This is a genomic window from Streptomyces sp. NPDC020875 (genome assembly GCF_040641415.1).
In the GTDB taxonomy this organism is placed as follows: domain Bacteria; phylum Actinomycetota; class Actinomycetes; order Streptomycetales; family Streptomycetaceae; genus Streptomyces.
Genome location: NZ_JBFADP010000041.1, coordinates 1 through 18,550, shown reverse-complemented (window position 1 = coordinate 18,550; position 18,550 = coordinate 1). Strand labels below are relative to the sequence as shown.

The 18,550-nt window shown below is 75.3% G+C and carries 15 protein-coding genes and 1 pseudogene; 9 read left to right on the top strand and 7 right to left on the bottom strand.

Translation table 11 applies throughout. From position 1 onward, the window contains the following. Positions 1-90: 90 nt before the first annotated feature. Both AB0G74_RS23205 and AB0G74_RS23200 read right to left on the bottom strand, forming a co-directional pair. Positions 91-1,671 (bottom strand): VWA domain-containing protein, encoded by a 1,581-nt coding sequence (locus AB0G74_RS23205; protein WP_361149305.1) that lies wholly within the window; start codon positions 1,669-1,671, stop codon positions 91-93. 18 nt (positions 1,672-1,689) lie between these two features. Next, on the bottom strand, positions 1,690-2,898 hold the full coding sequence (locus AB0G74_RS23200) for an AAA family ATPase (RefSeq protein ID WP_361149302.1): 1,209 nt from the start codon (positions 2,896-2,898) through the stop codon (positions 1,690-1,692). A gap of 182 nt (positions 2,899-3,080) precedes the next feature. Between AB0G74_RS23200 and AB0G74_RS23195 the strand changes: the two are divergent. The 5 genes and pseudogenes from AB0G74_RS23195 to AB0G74_RS23175 all read left to right on the top strand — a co-directional run. Further along, a pseudogene (locus tag AB0G74_RS23195) lies at positions 3,081-3,266 on the top strand (hypothetical protein); the annotation flags it as partial. A gap of 416 nt (positions 3,267-3,682) precedes the next feature. Next, positions 3,683-4,834 (top strand): polyprenyl synthetase family protein, encoded by a 1,152-nt coding sequence (locus AB0G74_RS23190; RefSeq protein ID WP_361149426.1) that lies wholly within the window; start codon positions 3,683-3,685, stop codon positions 4,832-4,834. Next, positions 4,831-6,441, top strand: a complete 1,611-nt coding sequence (gene crtI / locus AB0G74_RS23185; RefSeq protein WP_361149299.1) for a phytoene desaturase family protein — start codon at positions 4,831-4,833, stop codon at positions 6,439-6,441. The genes AB0G74_RS23190 and crtI overlap by 4 nt, the downstream gene beginning before the upstream one ends. Beyond that, positions 6,428-7,450: a phytoene/squalene synthase family protein gene (locus AB0G74_RS23180; protein WP_361149297.1), complete on the top strand. Its 1,023-nt coding sequence runs from the start codon at positions 6,428-6,430 to the stop codon at positions 7,448-7,450. The genes crtI and AB0G74_RS23180 overlap by 14 nt, the downstream gene beginning before the upstream one ends. Continuing rightward, a complete protein-coding gene (locus AB0G74_RS23175; RefSeq protein WP_361149294.1) occupies positions 7,447-8,490 on the top strand; it encodes a DUF5914 domain-containing protein in 1,044 nt (347 codons plus the stop codon). The genes AB0G74_RS23180 and AB0G74_RS23175 overlap by 4 nt, the downstream gene beginning before the upstream one ends. Positions 8,491-8,735: 245 nt before the next feature. Here AB0G74_RS23175 and AB0G74_RS23170 read toward each other — a convergent pair whose 3' ends face one another. From AB0G74_RS23170 to AB0G74_RS23150, 5 genes are all read right to left on the bottom strand, one after another. Then, positions 8,736-10,301, bottom strand: a complete 1,566-nt coding sequence (locus tag AB0G74_RS23170; protein WP_361149292.1) for an NAD(P)/FAD-dependent oxidoreductase — start codon at positions 10,299-10,301, stop codon at positions 8,736-8,738. Next, complete coding sequence (locus tag AB0G74_RS23165) at positions 10,298-11,032, bottom strand: methyltransferase domain-containing protein (RefSeq protein ID WP_361149290.1); 735 nt, start codon at positions 11,030-11,032, stop codon at positions 10,298-10,300. The genes AB0G74_RS23170 and AB0G74_RS23165 overlap by 4 nt, the downstream gene beginning before the upstream one ends. Then, positions 11,029-12,219, bottom strand: a complete 1,191-nt coding sequence (locus AB0G74_RS23160) for a lycopene cyclase family protein (RefSeq protein WP_361149287.1) — start codon at positions 12,217-12,219, stop codon at positions 11,029-11,031. The genes AB0G74_RS23165 and AB0G74_RS23160 overlap by 4 nt, the downstream gene beginning before the upstream one ends. Positions 12,220-12,290: 71 nt before the next feature. After that, positions 12,291-12,455 (bottom strand): hypothetical protein, encoded by a 165-nt coding sequence (locus AB0G74_RS23155; protein WP_361149284.1) that lies wholly within the window; start codon positions 12,453-12,455, stop codon positions 12,291-12,293. A 211-nt stretch (positions 12,456-12,666) separates the two neighbouring features. Beyond that, positions 12,667-13,692, bottom strand: coding sequence for a MerR family transcriptional regulator (locus AB0G74_RS23150; RefSeq protein WP_361149423.1), 1,026 nt, complete (start codon positions 13,690-13,692; stop codon positions 12,667-12,669). Positions 13,693-13,858: 166 nt separating this feature from the next. On the opposite strand from AB0G74_RS23150, the gene AB0G74_RS23145 reads away from it, so the two are divergent. The 4 genes from AB0G74_RS23145 (at position 13,859) to AB0G74_RS23130 (ending at position 18,356) form a co-directional block, all read left to right on the top strand. Beyond that, the gene (locus tag AB0G74_RS23145; RefSeq protein ID WP_361149282.1) at positions 13,859-14,479 is read left to right on the top strand and encodes a sigma-70 family RNA polymerase sigma factor; all 621 of its coding nucleotides are present in this window, start codon (positions 13,859-13,861) and stop codon (positions 14,477-14,479) included. Between the two features lie 589 nt (positions 14,480-15,068). Next, complete coding sequence (locus AB0G74_RS23140) at positions 15,069-15,821, top strand: (5-formylfuran-3-yl)methyl phosphate synthase (RefSeq protein WP_361149279.1); 753 nt, start codon at positions 15,069-15,071, stop codon at positions 15,819-15,821. Positions 15,822-15,828: 7 nt separating this feature from the next. Continuing rightward, positions 15,829-17,241: an aldehyde dehydrogenase family protein gene (locus tag AB0G74_RS23135; protein WP_361149276.1), complete on the top strand. Its 1,413-nt coding sequence runs from the start codon at positions 15,829-15,831 to the stop codon at positions 17,239-17,241. A 2-nt stretch (positions 17,242-17,243) separates the two neighbouring features. Next, complete coding sequence (locus AB0G74_RS23130) at positions 17,244-18,356, top strand: NAD(P)-dependent alcohol dehydrogenase (protein ID WP_361149420.1); 1,113 nt, start codon at positions 17,244-17,246, stop codon at positions 18,354-18,356. The last annotated feature ends 194 nt before the right edge of the window (positions 18,357-18,550 follow it).

The window sequence follows — 18,550 nt, the reverse complement described above, 5'->3', positions numbered from 1 at the left end:
CGTCCGCGCCCCAAGGGGGGCGTGCGGCGGGTCCCGGGGATGCCGCCCCGCGTCAGGTGGGACCCGCGTCGCCGGGTCGGATGAGCCGGGTCAGATGAGCCGGAAGAGGTCGGCGGCCGTCCGGACGTCCGTCAGGTCCTCGATCGAGCGGAGGTTGTCGCAGAGGGCTTCCAGTACGGAGTCGGTCCGGGCGGCGCGCGGGGCGTCCACGGCCAGGCCGAAGACGCGGAAGCCCAGCCGGGTTCTGGCCTCGTTCCAGTCGCGGGTCCACTCCTCGGTGACCTCGCACTCGTCGTCGGTGAGCATCACGATGTCGCCCCGGGCGCGGGCCGTGTCGGCGAACTCGGCCGCCAGGATGTCCCGGGCCTCCGTCAGGGGGCGCTGATAGCTGGTGCCGCCGCCGAGGAAGGTCTCCGCGAAGTCGATCACCCGGTCGATGTCGACGGGTTCTCCGGCGGGGAAGCGGAAGACCCGGAGTTTGTCGGCGGCGGCGAAGAGGATGCCGACGAAGTCGCGTTTCGCGTGGCGGGCCTGGTCCAGCAGGGCGAGGGCGCATGCCTTGGCCCAGGCTTCCCGGGGGACTCCGCCGGGCCCCGTGACGTACATGGAGTGGGAGGTGTCGATACAGGCGATCACGGCGCCCCGGCCGGTGGGGCGCTCGCCCCGGCTGTCGTAGAGCATCAGCTCACCGGCGGCGTAGCGGGCGGCGAAGACCGCGCGGAGTTCGGGCAGGCCGAGGTTGGCCAGTTCGGAGGGGATGATCCGGGAGAGGTCGTCGCCGAGGGTGACACCGACCAGTTCGCCGGTGGCATTCTCCACCTTGCGGGCGCGTTCACCGGCGGCCATCTCCCGGAAGCGGCCGATCAGTTCGGCCCAGCGGGCGAGTCCGCCGGTCCGCAGCCGTTCGGCGAGCCGGGCGCGCCGGTCGTAGGGCATCCGTTCCAGTTCGCCGGGGCCGACGCCCCAGGCACGCATCAGTGCCGCCTCCTCCGCGACGGCGCGGGCGGCGTTCGCGGTCGCGTTCCGGGCGGCGGCGCGGATGCCGGGGGCGGCTTCGGCGAGGGCCCGGGCCGCGTCCCGGGCCGCCTGCCGCGCCTCGGACCGGGCGGCCCGCTCGGCGTCGGCGGTACTCGTCCGCGCATCGGTGCCGGGGTCCGGGGAGTCGGGGGCGGCGTCGGGCCCGTCCGCCTCGGCGGCGGGCGGCCGGGGCGCCGCGTCCCCGGGGTTCCAGCGGGCCGTTTCGGCCCGCAGGGCCCGCTCGTGGGCGTCGTGGGTGTTTTCGAGGATCCGGCGCAGCTCGGTCGCCTGGGCGAGGACGGCAACGGCGGCGGCGTAGGGGTCGCCCGCCGTCTCGCGGCGTACGCCGGTGAACTCGGGTGATTCCATCAGCGCGCCGACGATGTGATGGTTCACCAGGCGGGAGGGGGACATCTCGGCCGGGCTCCGCAGCCGTGGGGCGTGTTTATAGGCCGCCAGGAACACATCGGCGAGGAGGTCGGCGGCGTGCTCGTGCCGTGCGCTCAGTTCGGTGACCAGTTCGCGCAGGGCCGCCGACTGTTCGCAGGTGTCGCGCCAGGCCATCCGGTCGTACCGGTCGGCGACGACGGTGCCGGTGTGCCGTCGGGGTACGGCGTCCGGCGCCTCGTCCGGATCGTACGGCCGGGTGTCCATCGTTCTCGCCCTCCGCCGTCAGAGCTGGGACCGCGCCGTGCTCTCGTCCATGCCGAGGGCCTCGGTGAGGACGCGGGCGCGGACGGCTCTGCGGCGGACCGCGACCCGGTCGATGGCGGTGGTGGAGCGGCCCGCGCCGGCCGCCTCCGTACGCAGTTCCTCCAGGCGTCTGCCCGCGGTGGCGAGCTTGTTGTGGGCCTTCTTGATGACCCACTCGCTCAGGGCCTCGCGGGACTGTCCGGCCATCGCGTCGAGCTGGGACTCCAGTTCGTCGATGGTGTCGGCGAGGTCGAGGGCCTCCTTGGCGTCCGGGTTGACGAGCTGGAGCAGTTCGCGTTCGACGGTGGGGCGCTGGGCGGGCGAGTCCCACAGCACATGGCCGAGTACCGGCAGATCGGCGTCGGTGACCGCCGGGCGGCCGTCGAGGTAGGCGGATGCCTGGAGCAGGCCCACCGCCTGCCGCCAGCGGCGGTCGGAGGCGATGAGTTCCTTGCGGCGCAGGGCGGCCCGCAGGGCGCAGATCGCGTCCACGATCGGGTCGGGGACGTCGACGGCCGGAACGGACTCCTCGACGGCGTACCGCAGCTCGGCGAGGGTCACGGTGGTTCTGACCGGTGCCTCCGGGCGGCGTACGGCGGAGCGGACCAGGGCGGCGAAGTGGGTGGGGTCGGCGAGATAGCCGACCTCGATCCGGACCAGCAGCCGGTCGTAGATCGCGGCGGTGTCCTCACCGGCGGGCAGTTCGTTGCTGGCGGTGATCGCCCCGATCAGGGGGCAGTGGACGGGTTCGCCACCGCTCTCGGGGTGGTAGATCCGCTCGTTGAGATAGCCCAGGGTCTCGTTGAGCGCGGCCGTGGAGCATTTGAAGATCTCGTCGATGAAGGCGATGTCGGCGGTGGTGGCGCGCCCGTCGTAGATCTGGCGGTACTCGCCCCGGGTCAGCGCGGCCACGTCGACGGGTCCGAACATCCTGGTCGGCGCGGTGAACTTGGAGAGCAGGATCTCCCAGTAGGACGCCCCGTCGATCCTGGCGGTCAGCTCCCGGGCAAGTTCGGACTTGGCCGTGCCGGGCGGTCCGAGCAGCAGCGAGTGCTGTCCGGCGAGCAGCGTCACCATCAGGGTCCGGATCACATCGGCCCGCTCGTAGAAGCGGTCCGACAGCTCGTCGCGGATCGCCCGCAGTGTCCCGGCCGTGTCCCCCGCGCCCCCCGCGTCCCCCGCGTTCATGTTCAGCTCCTCCGATCCGTCGCCCTGCCGGGTCCGACGATACGGCGCACCCGGAGCGCGCCCGGAGCCCGGGCGGGAGCCGGGCGGCCGGAAATCGGCGACGGCCGCCGTCGGGTGCCTTCGTCACGGGGCCGTACGGCCGGACCGGGCGGGTCCCGCTGTCCGGAAAGGGCCTGTGGACAGTGCGAGGCGGACCGGGTACGGGGCTTGAGGGACCGGCCGGTCCGGATATCGCTCGCGGGAACCATGTCACCGTCACCGGCGCCCCGCGGGGGCCGACGGTGGTACTGACCCACGGGTTCGGCTGCGATCGGAACGTACGGCGGCTGACGGTGCCCGCACTCGTCCGTGACCATCGGGTCGTCCTCCATCCGGGCCGGTCAGCGGCGACGGCCCGCTGATCCGGAACCCGGACCGGCCCGAGCTCGGTGAGGAGCCGGGAAACGGCTTCCGCGCCACCGATCCGGAGATCGGGCGGGTCTACGCCCCGGACCGCGTTCCCGCTGGATTCCCGGGACGAGCCGAGGGATGTCCGGGTACCGCCGGTCCCGGCCCGGACCGGGGCCCGGGCGGGGACCCGGTACGACGGTCTGACCGTCCCGGCACCCGGCCGGTCCCATTGCGCGCGCCGCCATGGCGGTGGCGCCACGGGGCCGGTGGGGTGACCGTCCTCGCGACCATCCGCGGGACCGCCCGCCCACCGGGCAGGAATCAGCGCATCCATATCGGGGCACCCGGCCGAAGTACTCGTGTACAGGTGACCGACAGCGAGACAGGGGTGCGCATGCTGGGAGTGCGGTCCACCGCGGCCGAGCCGCCCGGGACGCCCGACGGGCCCGGCGGGCCGGCGTCGGCCCGGGACGCCGTCCGGGCCGTCGACGCGGAGCTGGGGCGCTTCCTCGACGCGGGGCGGCACCGGGCCGACAGTACGGACCCGGTGTTCGCCCGTGATGTCGCCGACCGGGTGGCCGAGCTGGTCCTGCGGGGCGGCAAGCGGCTCCGGGCGGCGTTCGTGTGGTGCGGCTGGGCGGCCGCGGGCGGTTCGGGGGACGTCACACCGGTCCTGCGTACGGGGGCGGCCATCGAACTCGTCCAGGCGTGCGCCCTGATCCACGACGACGTGATGGACGGCTCGCCGCTGCGGCGCGGCGCGCCCTCGGTCCACGCGGGTCTGGCCCGGGCGCACGAGGCCGCGCGGATGACGGGCTCACCGGAGACGTTCGGTGCCTTCGGCGCCGTACTCGCCGGTGATCTGGCGCTGGCCTGGGCGGACGATCTGCTGATGGAGACGGCGATCGGCTCGCCGTACGGCCATCGGCTGGCCGTCGAATGGCGGGCGATGCGGGAGGAGATGGTCGCCGGGCAGTACCGGGACCTCCACGCGCAGGCCACCGGGGCGCGGGAACTCGACGACGCGCTGACCGTCGCCACCCTGAAGAGCGCCCTGTACACGGTCGAACGGCCGCTGGCCCTGGGCGCGGCGCTGGCGGGCGCCGACGGGCCGGTCGTGGCGGCGCTGCGGGCCGCCGGGCGGTGTGCCGGGCTCGCCTTCCAGCTCCGCGACGATCTCCTGGGCACCTTCGGCGATCCGGCGCTGACCGGCAAACCGGCCGACGACGATCTCCGGTCCGGCAAGCTGACCTGTCTGCTCGCGGTCGGCGCCGGGCTGGCCGGGGCCTCCGGCGACCGGGAGTCCGCCGCCGCGCTCGCCCCGGCCCCGGCCGGGCCGTCCGACGCCGCGGTGCGCCGGGCCAGGGCGGCGCTGGAGCGCACCGGGGCGCGGACGGTGGTCGAGTCGACGATTCACGAGCTGGCCTCGGCCGCCCTGCGGCATTTCGATCTGATCGGCGCGGATCCGCTCGTACGGCGGGAGTTCGCCGCCCTGGTGGAACGGGCGGCCGGGGTCGGGTCGCGGGCCGCCGGGGAGGCGGCGTGAGGACGGTACCGGGGGCCACGGACCATGTGGTCGTGGTGGGCGCCGGGCTGTCCGGGCTGGCCTGTGCGCTGCATCTGCTGGGCGCGGGCCGCCGGGTGACGGTCGTGGAGCGGGACGAGGGGCCCGGCGGCCGGGCGGGCCGGGTCCGGCTCGGCGGCTACGAGATCGATACCGGGCCGACGGTGCTGACCATGCCCGATCTGGCCGACGAGGCGTTCGCCGCCGTCGGCGACCGGCTCGACCGGCATGTCGAGCTGACGCCGCTGCACCCGGCGTACCGGGCCCGCTTCGCGGACGGCTCCGCGCTCGACGTCCATACCGAGGGCGCGGCGATGGAGGAGGAGGTCCGGCGGTTCGCGGGGCCCGCCGAAGCGGCCGGTTACCGGGACCTGCGGCGGTGGCTGGAGCGGCTCTACCGGGCCCAGATGCGGCGGTTCATCGCGACGAACTTCGACTCGCCCCTGCGGCTGCTCCATCCGGATCTGGCCCGGCTGGCGGCGCTGGGCGGCTTCGGCCGGCTGGACCGGCGGATCGGCCGCTTCATCGGCGACCCCCGGCTGCGCCGGGTCTTCTCGTTCCAGTCGCTGTACGCCGGGGTCGCCCCGGCGAGGGCCCTCGCGGCCTATGCGGTGATCGCCTATATGGACACGGTGGCCGGGGTCTTCTTCCCGAAGGGCGGTGTGCACGCGCTGCCCCGGGGGATGGCGGACGCCGCCGCGGGGGCGGGTGCCGGTTTCCGGTGGTCGTCCGAGGTGACCTCGTTGGAGCGGTCGGGCGGCCGGGTGCGGGCCGTACGGCTGGCGTCGGGCGAGCGGATCGCCTGTGACGCCGTGGTGCTGAGCTGTGAGCTGTCCACCGCGTACGGGCTGCTGGGGCGGGCTCCCAGGCGTCCGGTACGGCTGCGCCACGCGCCGTCCGCGGTCGTCCTGCACGCCGGAACGGACCGTACGTGGCCAGGACTGGCGCATCACACCCTCTCCTTCGGCTCCGCGTGGGAGCGCACCTTCGAGGAGCTGACCCGCTCGGGGCGGCTGATGAGCGATCCGTCGCTGCTGATCACCCGGCCGACGACGCACGATCCGGGGCTGGCTCCGCCGGGGAAGCATCTGCACTACGTGCTGGCGCCCTGCCCCAATACGGACATCGGCCCGTCCGGTGCCGAGTGGCGGGATCTGGGGCCGCGTTACCGGGACTCGCTCGTCGCCGAGCTGGAGCGCCGGGGGCTCGACGGGTTCGCCGCCGGGGTGGAGCGGGAGCTGCTGGTGACGCCGGTGGACTGGGCGGACCGGGGGTTCGCGGCGGGCAGCCCGTTCTCGGTCTCCCATACGTTCGCCCAGACCGGTCCGTTCCGGCCGCGCAATCTGGTGCGCGGGCTGGAGAACGTGGTGCTGGCGGGGTGCGGGACCACTCCCGGGGTGGGGGTGCCGACGGTTCTGATCAGTGGCCGGCTGGCCGCCGCGCGGGTGACCGGGGAGACCGGTGAATCCGCCGGGTCCGGCCGGTCGTCCGGGGGCCGTCGGCAGGGTACGCGTACCCGGATCCGTACGGCTTCTTCCGGCGTCCGGACCGGCGCCCCGGCCGGGGAGGCAGCCCATGACCCGTCGTGAACTGGACGCCGGGGGCGTCACCGAGCCCTCGCTCCGCGCCGCCTACGCCGAGTGCCGGCGGCTGAACGCCCTGCACGGCCGGAGCTACTTCCTGGCGACCCGGCTGCTGCCGGTGGAGCGCCGGTCCGCCGTCCACGCGCTGTACGGCTTCGCCCGTCGCGCGGACGACATCGTGGACGTACTCGCCGACGATGCCGCCGGGAGCGGCGGCCCGGCTCCGGCGCCCGGGGACCGGGACCGGCTGCTGCGCCGGCTGGAGGGCGATCTGGCCCACGCCCTGCGGACCGGCGAGGGCCACGATCCCGTGGTGCGGGCCGTCGCCGACACGGCCGGACGGTACGGGATCGAGCACACCCTCTTCGCGGACTTCCTGGCCTCGATGCGCAGCGATCTGCGGGTCACGGACTATCCGGCCTATGCCGATCTGCGGTCCTATATGCACGGCTCGGCCGCGGTGATCGGGCTCCAGATGCTGCCCGTCCTCGGTACGGTCGGCGCCCGCGCGGAGGCGGCGCCGTACGCGGCCGATCTCGGGGTCGCCTTCCAGCTCACCAACTTCCTCCGGGACGTGGGCGAGGACCTGGACCGGGGCCGGGTGTACCTTCCGGCGGATCTGCTCGCGGCGCACGGGGTGGACCGGCCGCTGCTGGAGTGGAGCCGCCGGACCGGCCGCGCCGATCCCAGGATCCGGTCGGCCCTGGTCGCCGCGGAGGCCCTGACGCGCGGGGTGTACCGGGCAGCGGAGCCGGGAATCGCCCTGCTCGATCCCCGGACCCGGCCCTGTATCCGGGCCGCGTTCACCCTCTACGGCGGCATCCTCGACGCGATCGCCGACCAGGGGTACGCGGTACTGCACCGGCGGGCCGTGGTGTCCCGGGGGCGGCGCGCGGCGACGGCGGCGGCCGGGGTGGGCCGGGTCGTCGCGGCCAGGCTGCGGGCCCGTACCGGGCCGCGGGCTCCGGAGCCGGGCGCCGTCGAAACCCCGCTGCGGAAGGGACCCGTGTCATGAGCGGCCGTACGACGGGACCGGGCGGCTGGACGTCCCCGCTGCGGCGGTGGCGCCGGACGGCCTGGGCCGACCAGGAGCCGACCTGGCGCGCGGCCCGTCCGGCGGTGATCGCGGACGCGCTCAAGCGGGCCGGGGCGCGGCCCGCCGGGAACTGGTTCGTGGTCGGCTCCTCCCGGGAGATCCGGGCCGGTGACCGACCGTACGGCCGGACGGTGGGCGGGGTCGAAATCGTGCTGTGGCGGTCGGCGGACGGCGAGCCGCACGCGGGCCCCGGGATCTGCCCGCATCTGGGGGCTCCGCTGCGGGAGAGCCGGGTGGTGTGCGGGACGCTGGTGTGCCACTGGCACGGACTGGCCCTCGACGGTGGTCCGTTCGCGGGCTGGGAGCCGTATCCGGTCCACGACGACGGTGTCCTGGTGTGGGTACGGCTGGACGCGGTCGGCGGCGAGGAGCCGTCGGAGCGGCCGATGGTGCCGGTCCGGCCCGCGCCCGGGCTGGGCGTTGCCGCGGTCCATACCGGGGTCGGCCGGTGCGAGCCGCAGGACGTGGTCGCCAACCGGCTCGATCCGTGGCACGGCGCGTGGTTCCATCCGTACGCGTTCGTGGATCTGACGGTGGCCCGGCCGCCACGCGTCGGCGAAGGCGGCGATGCCCTCGATGACGACGGGGACAGCGACGACGCGTTCGTGGTCGATGTGTCGTTCCGGGTGAGCCGCCGTCTGGTGGTGCCGGTGCGGGCGGAGTTCACCGCCCCGGGGCCGCGTACCGTCGTCATGCGGATCACCTCGGGCGAGGGGGCGACGTCCGTGGTCGAGACCCATGCCACGCCGCTGACCCGGGCGTCGGCGGCCCGGCCGAGGACCGCCGTGGTCGAGGCCGTCGTGGCGGCGTCCGACCGGCGCGGTTTCGCCCTGGCGCGGGCCGCGGCGCCGGTACTGCGCCCGTTGATGCGGCGAACCTCGGCGCGGCTCTGGCGGGACGATCTGGCCTACGCGGAACGGCGCTGGGAGCTGCGGAGCACGGGCCGCTTCCCGGGGTGAGCCGGGGGCGTCCCCGGGCGCGGCCCGGCCCCGGGCTCCCGGCTCACCCCCGGGGGCCCTGCGGGCGCGGCGGGCCCGGCTTGCCGGGGGGTCCTCGGTCGGGTGCCGTACGGGGCCGGACCGGGAAATCGCCTTTTGTCTCCGCCGGGGGCCCGCGCCGGTTTCCGGGCGGACCGCGCTCCCGCGCCGCCTCGCCCGGTCCGTCCGGGCCCCTCACCAGCTCGTGGGTCGGGGCCCGCCCGGACTCAGCGCGCTCCGGCCCCGACTCCTGCTCCGGCCAGTGCCCGGAGCAGCCGGGAGCGGCCCGCCCGGGGCACCGTCCACAGCGTCTGCCCGCGTACGCCCCACCGCGCGAGCAGCGCCCCGGCGGCCAGGAAGCCCGTGGTGGCCGCGCGTTCCATCAGGGCCACCGGCAGCTCGCAGCGGATCGCGTCCCCGGCCAGGACGATCCCCGGATGCGGGGTCGTCACGGGGGGCCGCCGGGCATGGGAGCCGACGGGGAAGAAGGGGCAGTCGGAGCGCCATTCGTGCCGGGCGTCCACGATCCGGGCGTCCCGGGTCTCCGGATAGATCCGGCGCAGCCCGTCGACGAGCCGGTCCTGCACGGTCGCCGGTGGTGTGCCGGGGGCGACGGCGTAGGCGTGGAGTTCGACCACGGAGCCGCCGCCCCGGGCGGCCCACCGCGCGGCCTCGCCCTCGTAGCGGTCGAGGACGCTGATGTTGTCGAGGCCGTCGTAGCCGCTGGTGCCGAGGAAGCCGGGGCGGTCGGCGCGGACCGGGCGGTCGAGCCAGAGCCGGGAGACGAGGAACGGCGGGGCGGTCGCGACGGCGGCGATGTCGGCGCGCCAGTCGGGGGTTCCCAGGCCGGGTGAGGCGGCGACCGTCGCGCGCAGGGCGCCGGGGTCGAGGGCGAGGACGACGGCGTCGTACCGGTCCGCCGCGCGGTCGGTCCGTACCTCGGCTCCGCCGCCGTCGAGCGGGTGGACGGACCGGACGGGGGTGTTGGTGCGGAGGTCGGCGCCGAGCCGCCCGAGGTAGTCGCCGAGGGGGTCCCACAACGCTTGGGGGAAGGGTTCGGCCGGTACGTCGAAGAGGAGGCCCTCGGCGGAGCCGAGGAAGTAGATGTGGAACATCAGCAGCAGTTCGGCGGCGGAGAGTTCGCGGGGGTCGGCGAAGAAGCTGCGGGAGAACACCTCGAAGGCGAGATGGTGCGCGGCCGGCGGGAAGCCGACACCGTCCAGGAAGTCGGTGGCGCTGATGTCGTCGAAGCGGGCGTAGACCTCGGGTACCCGGACGTCGAGCAGGGGCAGGGCGGCGCGGGCGTCCATCGCGGTGAGGTCGCGCGCGCCGAAGGTGGGGCTGAGGGCGACGAAGCCGAGGGCGCTGAACGGCGGGGTGCGCGGGACGCGGGCGAAGCTGTCGGTCAGTCCGCCGCTGTGCCGGAGCGGATAGTCGGGCAGGGGGCGCAGCCGGTCGAGTCCGGGATCGGTCCGCCGCAGCAGGCCGCGCAGATTGTAGTACTGGCGGAAGAAGGCGTGGAAGCCTCGGCTCATGGTGGCCGTGGATCCGTCGGCGAGTCGGGTCCGCCAGCCCGCGAGCCGTCCGCCGAGTGACGCCTCCCGTTCGTAGAGGGTGACCCGGGCGCCCCGTTCGGCCAGCAGGGTGGCGGCGGCGAGTCCGGCGATACCGCCGCCCGCGACGGCGATCCGGGGCGCGTCGTGCGGGGTGAAGCGGGGCCTGCCCGCCGGGGGCGGCAGGATCTCGGCCTTGCGGTCGCGGCCCCGCCGGGCCGTCCGCCGGGGGCTGTTCACCGGGTGTCCTCCAGAGCTGGGGCGGCGCCGTTGCGGGCCAGGAAGGTATGGGTGATGCCGGTCTGCCAGCCCGCGACGGGGGCCGCGCGGACCGCCGTGAATCCGGCGTCCGCGAGCCGGGCGGCGAAGGCGGGGGCGGTGTCGAAGTCGAGGACGCTCCGCCACAGATGGCGGTAGAGGGCGCGGTCGCCGCCGACGGCGCCGAGCGGCATGATCACGCTGCGGCAGACGGCCGTCCACAGGGCGCGGTGGACGGCGGAGCCGCTGAGGCTGTACTCGTGGACGGCGAGCCGTCCCCCGGGGCCGAGCAGGGCGCGGACCGTGGCGAGGACCCGGTCGGGGTCGGTGACGTTGCGGAACAGGTAGGCGGCGAACACCGCGTCGTACGGCCCCTCCCCCAGGTCCGCCGTCTCCTCGGCGGTCAGCTGCCGGAAGGTCACCCGGGCGGGCCAGGGTTTGTCCCGGGCCTGTCGCAGCATCCCCGCCGAGGCGTCGACGGCGGTGATCCGGGCGTACGGCGCGGCCCGCAGCAGGGCCTCGGTGGAGGTGCCGGTGCCGCAGCCGAGGTCCAGGACGCGCAGCCCGGCGCCGCCCCGGGGCAGCCGCAGCCGGCGGGCGGAGCGGCGGAGGTCGGTGCGGTAGCCGGGGTTGAGGGCGGTGAGGCGGTCGTAGCGGTGTGCGGCGTGGTCGAAGGCGCGGGCCAGGTCGTGGTCGCGCAGCGGTGACGTCATCGGCGGTGGTCTCCCTGGTGCGGGGCCGGTGGCGGCCTGCGGGGCAGAAAGGGCAGTTCGACGGCGGTACGGAGCATGGCGCCGACCGGGGTGCGGAGTCCGATGGTCCATTCCTCCCGGGGTGAGGTGCCGCCGTCGAGGAAGCGCAGTAGCCGTTCCGGCGGGACGTGGCGGAACAGGCCGGTGAAGAAGCCGGGGCCGTCGATCCGGCCGGTGTCGAGGGCCCGCAGCAGTACGGCGTCCAGGGCGAGGGCGCGTCGCCCGTGCGGGGGCGGGACGGTGGCCAGGCCGCCCGGGAGCGCGGCGGCGATGGCCCGGCTCTGCCGCCGGACGGCGGCGAAGGTGTAGCCGGTCGCCGGGCGGGTGGCGCCGCCGGAGGTTCCGATCCGGAAGACGGAGGGTGCCGCCCGGCGGGTGAACCGGCCGTCGGTCATGGGGATGGCGCCTTGTTCGGCGGCCTCCACGGTGAATCCGCCGAGGGCCAGCACGTCCCGGGCGTACCGGGTCAGCGCCGTGTCGTACGCCTCGGTGGTCAGGGGTGTCCGGGAGAACTCGGTGTACTCGACGAGCGCCCGGTCCGCCGCCAGGGGCAGGACGTAGCCGAAGGCGAGTCCGTGGCGGGGCTGCGGGACCCGGAAGTCCATCAGCTCGGCGACACCGGGGTCGAACCGGTCGGTGTCGGTCCGGACGAACCAGCCGCGGAAGTGCTGGACCAGCCGGGTTCTCGCGGTCGGCGGGGCGGGGACCGGGCGGGAGTCGAAGACGTACCGGGCGGACAGGGAGAGCGCCCGGCCGCCGGGCGTGGTGCACCGTACCTCCGCGCCTTCGGGCGTGCCGTGGACGGTGTCGGCGGTGGCGCGCAGGATCCGTACGCCGGGTGAACGGGCGAGCCGGGCGTGGACCAGCCGTTCGAAGTCGGTGGAGCGCAGCATGCGGTACGTCAGCGGGGCGGGCGTCACGGTGACGGCGCGGCCGTCCGGGCCGTGGACCCGCAGCCGGGACCAGGAGGCGCTGACCGCCTCGTCCAGTCCGTCGGGGCCGTGGCCCCAGTAGCACCAGGTCCGTTCGGGGGGCCGGAGCGGGCCTTCGGGGGCCTCCACGAGAGTGACGGCGGGGGCGGCACTGCCCGGGGCGGCCAGTTCGTGGGCGAGGCTGAGTCCGGCCGCGCCGCCGCCGATGATGATCACATCGGGCGTTCCGCCGGGCGCCTCACCCGCCCGGATCCTCCGACGGGTTCGGTGGGCGGGGTCCGTCCGGTTCACCAGGTGTGCCGTTCGGCGTCACGAGTGCCGTCCGGGGTGGTACGCGGCGGTACGGCACCGGCCGCCCCCGGTCGCGGGCGGGGCGCCGGTACCGTACGCGGGCCGCCGCCGTGGGCACCGGTGGCCGGGGGCATCGGCGGTTGCGCGCCGTCGGGGTTCATCTCCGCTCCGTTCGCGGGCCCGGTCCGCCGGGCCCGCCGTCTCTGCCGTGCTCTTCGATCTTCTCGGTGTCGTCTCTGATCTCTTCCGTGTTACAGCCGCCGCCGGATGCGGCTCACCCGAACAGGCCCGGCGGACCGGGAACGTCCGGGCCGGGCCGGTGGGTCCGGCGGCCGGGCGCGGTCGTGTCCGGGTACCCAGAAGGCGGCCGGTTCAGCCGCGTACGGCCGCTTCGACGGCGGCCACGGCCTCCGCGAGGCTCCGAGGACACGCCAGTCCCGGCACTGTCCGCCCGGCCCATCCCGGGCCGAGTGTGAGGACGGCGGGCCCTCCGCGGGCGCCGCGCACACCCCACTCGATCGCCGCGATGTGCCGGGCCAGGGGGCGGTTGGCCGTGGCCCTGGCCTGCGCCCACAGTCCGACCACGGCGGGACCGGTCCGGCGGACGACGGCCGCGAGGGATTCGGCGGGCAGCCCGCCGCCGAACATCCGTACCGGAAGGTTCCGTTCGGCCAGTGCGGCGGCCAGCACCTCCAGCGGCAGGGTGTGGTGTTCGGCGGGGGCGCAGGCCAGCACCGTGGTGGCGCCGGGACGGTCGGCGGCCGTGGCGGGCGCGTACCGCCGCAGGGCTCCGGAGACGTGCCAGGAGAGGAAGTGCTCGACCTCCACATATCGCTCCCCCTCGCGTTCCCATTTGCGGCCGACCGCCCGCAGCGTCGGTACGAGTACCTCCGTCCAGGCGGCGATCAGGCCGTGTTCCGCCACGGCCGCCGTCAGCAGTCCGTCGAGCGCGGCGGCGTCGAGGCGCAGGGCGGCACGGGCGATCCCCTTGCACTCCTGCCGGACGTCGCCCAGCCGCAGGCCCGATCCCGCCCGGCTGCGGCCACGCGCCGCGGGAACCGGAACCGGTACGGGGACGGAGGCCGGGCGCGGATCGGGGCCGGGTTCGGTCAGCGCCAGCCGGGCGGCTTCGGCGGGCGGCAGCCCGGTGGCCGTCAGCGCGCACATCCGCTCCAGCCGGGCCAGATCCGCGGCGGTCCAGCGGCGGTGCCCGCCACCGCTGCGGGCGGCGGGGCCGAGCCCGTAACGGCGGTCCCAGGAGCGGACCGTCGTCGGCGCCACGCCCAGCCGCCGCGCCACCTCACCGGTCGTCAGCCCGCCGGTACCCGGCCTGGCCGCATCGGGCGGGCCGGGGTGTCCGGGCGGGCCGGATGCGGCGCCGTCGTCGTCCGTCGTCATGACCACGCCCTCAGATTACGACGCACAAACGACGCGTGTTGTGCCCGCCGTCCCGTCTCAACAGACTGCACCGCACCGGCCGGTGACCACGGCACCCGCCGTGCCCGACCCGGCCGCAGGCGGTCTTCCGCGATGTCCCGGGCACAGACGGCAGGAGGAACGGACCATGCCCACCGACACACGACACGCCGACGCCGGTACCGATGACTCCCCGGCCGCCCGGGAGTTCCGGTGCGAGGACGATCTCGTCCGGGGTCTGCTCGCCGCCGACGAGATCGCCTTCGCGGCCGTCTACCGCCGCTGGGGCTCCCTGGTCCACGCCATGGCGACCCGCTCGCTCGGCGACGCCCACGAGGCCGAGGACGTCACCCAGCAGGTCTTCCTCGGCGCCTGGCGCGGTCGGCACGGCTACCGTTCGGAACGCGGCCCGCTCGGCGGCTGGCTGGTCGGGATCACCCGGCGCAAGATCGTCGACGCGCTGTCGGCCAGGACCCGGCGGCCCGTTCTGATCGACACCGCGACCGGCCCCGACCCCGGTGTCCGGCGAACCGGCGACCACGCCCCGGACGAGGTCCTGGACCGGGTGGTCGTGGCCGACGCGCTCTCCCGACTGCCGCGCGGCCAGCGCGAAGTGCTCCGGCTGGCGTTCTACGAGGATCTGACCCAGACCCAGATCGCCGAACGCACCGGCCTCCCGCTGGGCACCGTGAAGAGCCATACCCGGCGCGGTCTGCTCCGGCTCCGGGAGGGCATCGCCCCCGGTTGTGCCGAGGAGAACGCCGCATAGCCGTCCCGTCCGGACCCCGGCGGGCTCACGACACACCCTCGGCGACCGGGCCCGGGGGCGGCGTGGGCCGTGTCCTCGTCGTGGCCGACGTGCCCTCCCGGCTGCCGCGCGGCCAGCGCGAAGTGCTCCGGCCACCCTCGGCGACGGCCCCGGGGCCGTCCTGGGCCGTGTCGTCGAAATCGCGCCCGGAACGCGCATTCGCCCCCGTAGCCCACCGGGATCCCCGGGCGGAGCCCCCCGCGTTGTCGGGGATTTCCCGAGTACGCCCCGTACGAGGGAAACCACCCCCTGGCTCCACCGGGGCCCACCGCCGTCGCGACCGCACGCACCGGACGCCCCGGGCCCCGCCCTACGGGCCGACGGCGCCATCCTGAAAACACGGCCTCGGTGGCACGCGGGAAACGTCATGCACCGGCGCACGCGGCGCGTGCGAGGGCGGGCGGTGATCCGGTTCCGCGCCCTACCGGCGCGCTCGACGGCCCCCCGATGATGAGCCGACCGTCCGAAGATCCTGTCGTCACCGCCCGTCCGCGCGCCGTGCCAGGCACGGGCGCGGGTGCGGGCGTGGACACGGTGGAAGGAGCCCGATTTGCTGCTGCTCGTCTCCCCGGAGAGCGTCGAGGAAGCCCGCGAGTGCGCCAAGGCGGCGGAGTATCTCGACATCGTGGACGTCAAGAAGCCCGACGAGGGCTCCCTCGGGGCGAACTTCCCGTGGGTCATCCGGGAGATCCGGGAGACCGTACCCGCGGAGAAGCCGGTCTCCGCCACGGTCGGGGACGTGCCGTACAAGCCGGGGACGGTGGCCCAGGCCGCGCTCGGGGCGGTCGTCTCCGGTGCCACGTACATCAAGGTCGGCCTCTACGGTTGTACGACCCCCGAGCAGGGCGTCGACGTGATGGCCGGGGTCGTCCGGGCGGTGAAGGAGTACCGGCCGGACGCGCTCGTGGTCGCCTCGGGCTACGCCGACTCCCACCGGGTGGGCTGTGTCGGCCCGCTGGCCCTGCCCGACATCGCCCGGCGCTCGGGCTGCGACGCGGCCATGCTCGACACCGCGATCAAGGACGGGACACGGCTCTTCGACCACATGCGGCCCGAGCTGTGCGCGGAATTCGTCCGGCTCGCCCACGAGTCCGCCCTGCTCGCGGCCCTCGCGGGCAGCGTCCGGGCCGAGGACCTGGGCATCCTGACCCGGATCGGTACCGACATCGTCGGAGTGCGCGGCGCGGTCTGCGAGGGCGGCGACCGGGACAGGGGCCGGATCCGGCCCGGACTGGTGGCCGCGTTCCGGGCCGAGATGGACCGGCACACCGGGGATCTCACGGCGCCCACCACCACGGGCTGACCCCGGTATGCCGACGCGCCGGTCCCGCCGTGGAGCAGCGACCCGCGAGGGATGGTTCACCGTGCTCGATCCGGCGACGGGCGAGCCCTTCGACGAGGCGCCCGACCAGCGCCCGGACGAACTCGACGCCGTACTCGAACGGGCCCGTACGGCCTGGTACGAGTGGCGGACCGACTCGGCGGCCCGGTCGGCGGCGCTGCTCGCGGCGGCGGACGCCGTGACGGCCGCCGGGCCCGAACTCGCCCCGCTGCTCACCCGGGAGCAGGGCAAGCCACTGGCCGAGTCGGCCGCCGAGGTCGCCAGGACGGCGGCCCGGCTGCGCTACTTCGCCGGGCTGGTGCCCGAGCCCCGGCCGATCGCCGACGGCAGACCGGTACGGAGCGAGATCCGCTGGCGGTCCCTCGGCCCGGTCGCCGCGATCGTGCCGTGGAACTTCCCCCTCCAGCTCGCGTCGGCCAAGTTCGCCCCGGCGCTCGCGGCGGGCAACACGGTGGTACTCAAACCGTCGCCCCGGACACCGCTGGCGACCCGGCTGCTGGCGTCGGTGCTCTCCGCCGCCCTCCCGGCGGGCGTCCTGACGGTGGTCACCGGCCGGGAGCCGCTGGGCGCCCGGCTGGTGTCGCATCCGGGGATCCGCCATGTGACCTTCACCGGGGCGGTCCCCACCGGGCGGGCCGTGAGCCGGGGCGCGGCGGACTCCCTGGCCCGGGTCACCTTGGAGCTGGGCGGGAACGACGCCGCCGTGCTGCTGGACGACGTGGATGTGGACCGGATCGCGGACCGGCTGTTCTGGGCGGCGTTCCGCAACTGCGGACAGGTCTGCATGGCGGTCAAACGGGTCTACGTCCCGAGGCGGCTGTACGCCCGGGTCGTCGAGGCGCTCGCGGAGCGCGCCCGGTCCGTCGTGGTCGGCGCCGGACTCGATCCCGGTATCGAGCTGGGGCCCGTCAACAACGCACCCCAGCTGGCCCGGGTCGAGGACCTCACGGCCCGGGCCCTGGCGGACGGGGCCACGGCGGCGTCCGGCGGGCACCGGCCGGACCGGCCGGGCTACTTCTTCGCCCCGACCGTGCTGTCCGGCGTCCCACCGGAGAGCGCCGTGGTGGTGGAGGAGCAGTTCGGCCCGGTGCTGCCCGTACTGCCGTACCGGGACACGGACGACGCCGTGGCGGCCGCCAACAGCACCGGCTTCGGACTCGGCGGCTCGGTCTGGGGCACCGACCTGGACCGGGCCGAGGCTGTTGCCGAGCGGCTGGAGTGCGGCACGGTCTGGCTCAACCACCATGCCGAACTCTCCCTCGCCCAGCCCTTCGCGGGCGTCAAGGAGAGCGGAGTCGGGGTCGCGGGCGGGCCGTTCGGGCTGTACGGCAATCTCAGCCCGTTCGTCGTCCACCGCCCCGAAGAGCCGGAGGTACGGTGACCCTGAGCTTCCGCGCGGCCGTACTGCGGTCGTACGACGCCCGGTTCGCCGTCGAGGAGGTCCGGCTCACGGCGGGCCCGGCCGAGGACGAACTGCTGGTCAGGATCGCGGGCTGCGGCATGTGCCGGACCGATCTCGCGGTACGGGGCTCCGGGGGCCGCTCCCCGCTGCCCGCGGTCCTCGGCCACGAGGGCGCCGGGACCGTGGTGGAGACCGGCGGGCGGACCGGCGGCCCGCGCGTCGGCGACCACGTCGTACTGAGCTTCGACTCCTGCGGGGAGTGCCGGAGCTGCCTCTCCGCCGCCCCCGCCTACTGCGACTCCTTCGCCGCCCTCAATCTCTTCGGCGGCCGGACCGAGCACCGGGACCGGTTCACCGACGCCGCCGGGGGCCCGCTGGCGCCCCGCTGGTTCGGCCAGTCGTCCTTCGCCGAGTACGCCGTGGTCCCGGCCCGGAACGCCGTCGTGGTCGACTCCGCCCTGCCCGTCGAACTCCTCGGTCCCCTCGGCTGCGGCTTCCTCACCGGCGCCGGAGCCGTACTCAACACCTTCGGGGCGGGCCCCGGCGACACCGTCGCCGTCTACGGCGCGGGGGCGGTGGGGCTGGCGGCGGTCATGGCGGCGACCGCCGCCGGGGCGGTGACCGTGGCCGTCGACCGGCGGCCCGAACGGCTGGCGCTCGCCGAACGGTTCGGCGCGACCCCGCTGCCCGCCGACCCGGCAGGTCCGCCGGGCCTCGCCGACTGCGTCCGGCGGCTGACCGACGGCGGCGCCCGGTACGCGCTGGACACCACCGGCTCCGCCCGGCTGATCAACGAAGCGCTACGGGGCCTGCGCCCGACCGGCCAGCTGGCGCTCGCGGCCCGGCTCCACCATCCGCTCCCCCTGGAGGTGGGAACGCTCGACCGGGGCCGCCGGATCTCCCATCTCTGCGAGGGCGACGCGGTGCCGGGGGTGCTGATCCCCCGGCTGACGGGGCTCTGGCGGGCCGGTCTCTTCCCGTTCGACCAGCTGATCCGTACGTACCCGCTGGACGCCGTGGACGCGGCCGAACGGGACTGCGAGGCGGGCCGGGTGGTCAAACCGGTCCTGCTGCCGACGGATATCGAAAGCTGACGACCGGCGGCTGGTCGGCCGCCGGACCCGGGCGTACGGCTCATGACGCCCGGGTCCGGGGGCGGCCCCGGACAGATCCGGCGCTGCCGGGACGACACACCTAGGAGCTGTTTGGGATTCGGATCTCTTCAAGGTTCGGTGGTGTGTTGGGTGGTGCTGGTAGAAGTCGTGTGTGGCGCGTTTTGATGTGACGG

Excerpts from the sequence above, each read along its gene's own strand:
- AB0G74_RS23205 (WP_361149305.1), bottom strand. The coding sequence starts at position 1,671 with ATGGACACCCGGCCGTACGATCCGGACGAGGCGCCGGACGCCGTACCC.
- AB0G74_RS23200 (WP_361149302.1), bottom strand. The coding sequence starts at position 2,898 with ATGAACGCGGGGGACGCGGGGGGCGCGGGGGACACGGCCGGGACACTG.
- AB0G74_RS23190 (WP_361149426.1), top strand. The coding sequence starts at position 3,683 with ATGCTGGGAGTGCGGTCCACCGCGGCCGAGCCGCCCGGGACGCCCGAC.
- AB0G74_RS23180 (WP_361149297.1), top strand. The coding sequence starts at position 6,428 with ATGACCCGTCGTGAACTGGACGCCGGGGGCGTCACCGAGCCCTCGCTC.
- AB0G74_RS23175 (WP_361149294.1), top strand. The coding sequence starts at position 7,447 with ATGAGCGGCCGTACGACGGGACCGGGCGGCTGGACGTCCCCGCTGCGG.
- AB0G74_RS23165 (WP_361149290.1), bottom strand. The coding sequence starts at position 11,032 with ATGACGTCACCGCTGCGCGACCACGACCTGGCCCGCGCCTTCGACCAC.
- AB0G74_RS23155 (WP_361149284.1), bottom strand. The coding sequence starts at position 12,455 with ATGAACCCCGACGGCGCGCAACCGCCGATGCCCCCGGCCACCGGTGCC.
- AB0G74_RS23150 (WP_361149423.1), bottom strand. The coding sequence starts at position 13,692 with ATGACGACGGACGACGACGGCGCCGCATCCGGCCCGCCCGGACACCCC.
- AB0G74_RS23145 (WP_361149282.1), top strand. The coding sequence starts at position 13,859 with ATGCCCACCGACACACGACACGCCGACGCCGGTACCGATGACTCCCCG.
- AB0G74_RS23135 (WP_361149276.1), top strand. The coding sequence starts at position 15,829 with ATGCCGACGCGCCGGTCCCGCCGTGGAGCAGCGACCCGCGAGGGATGG.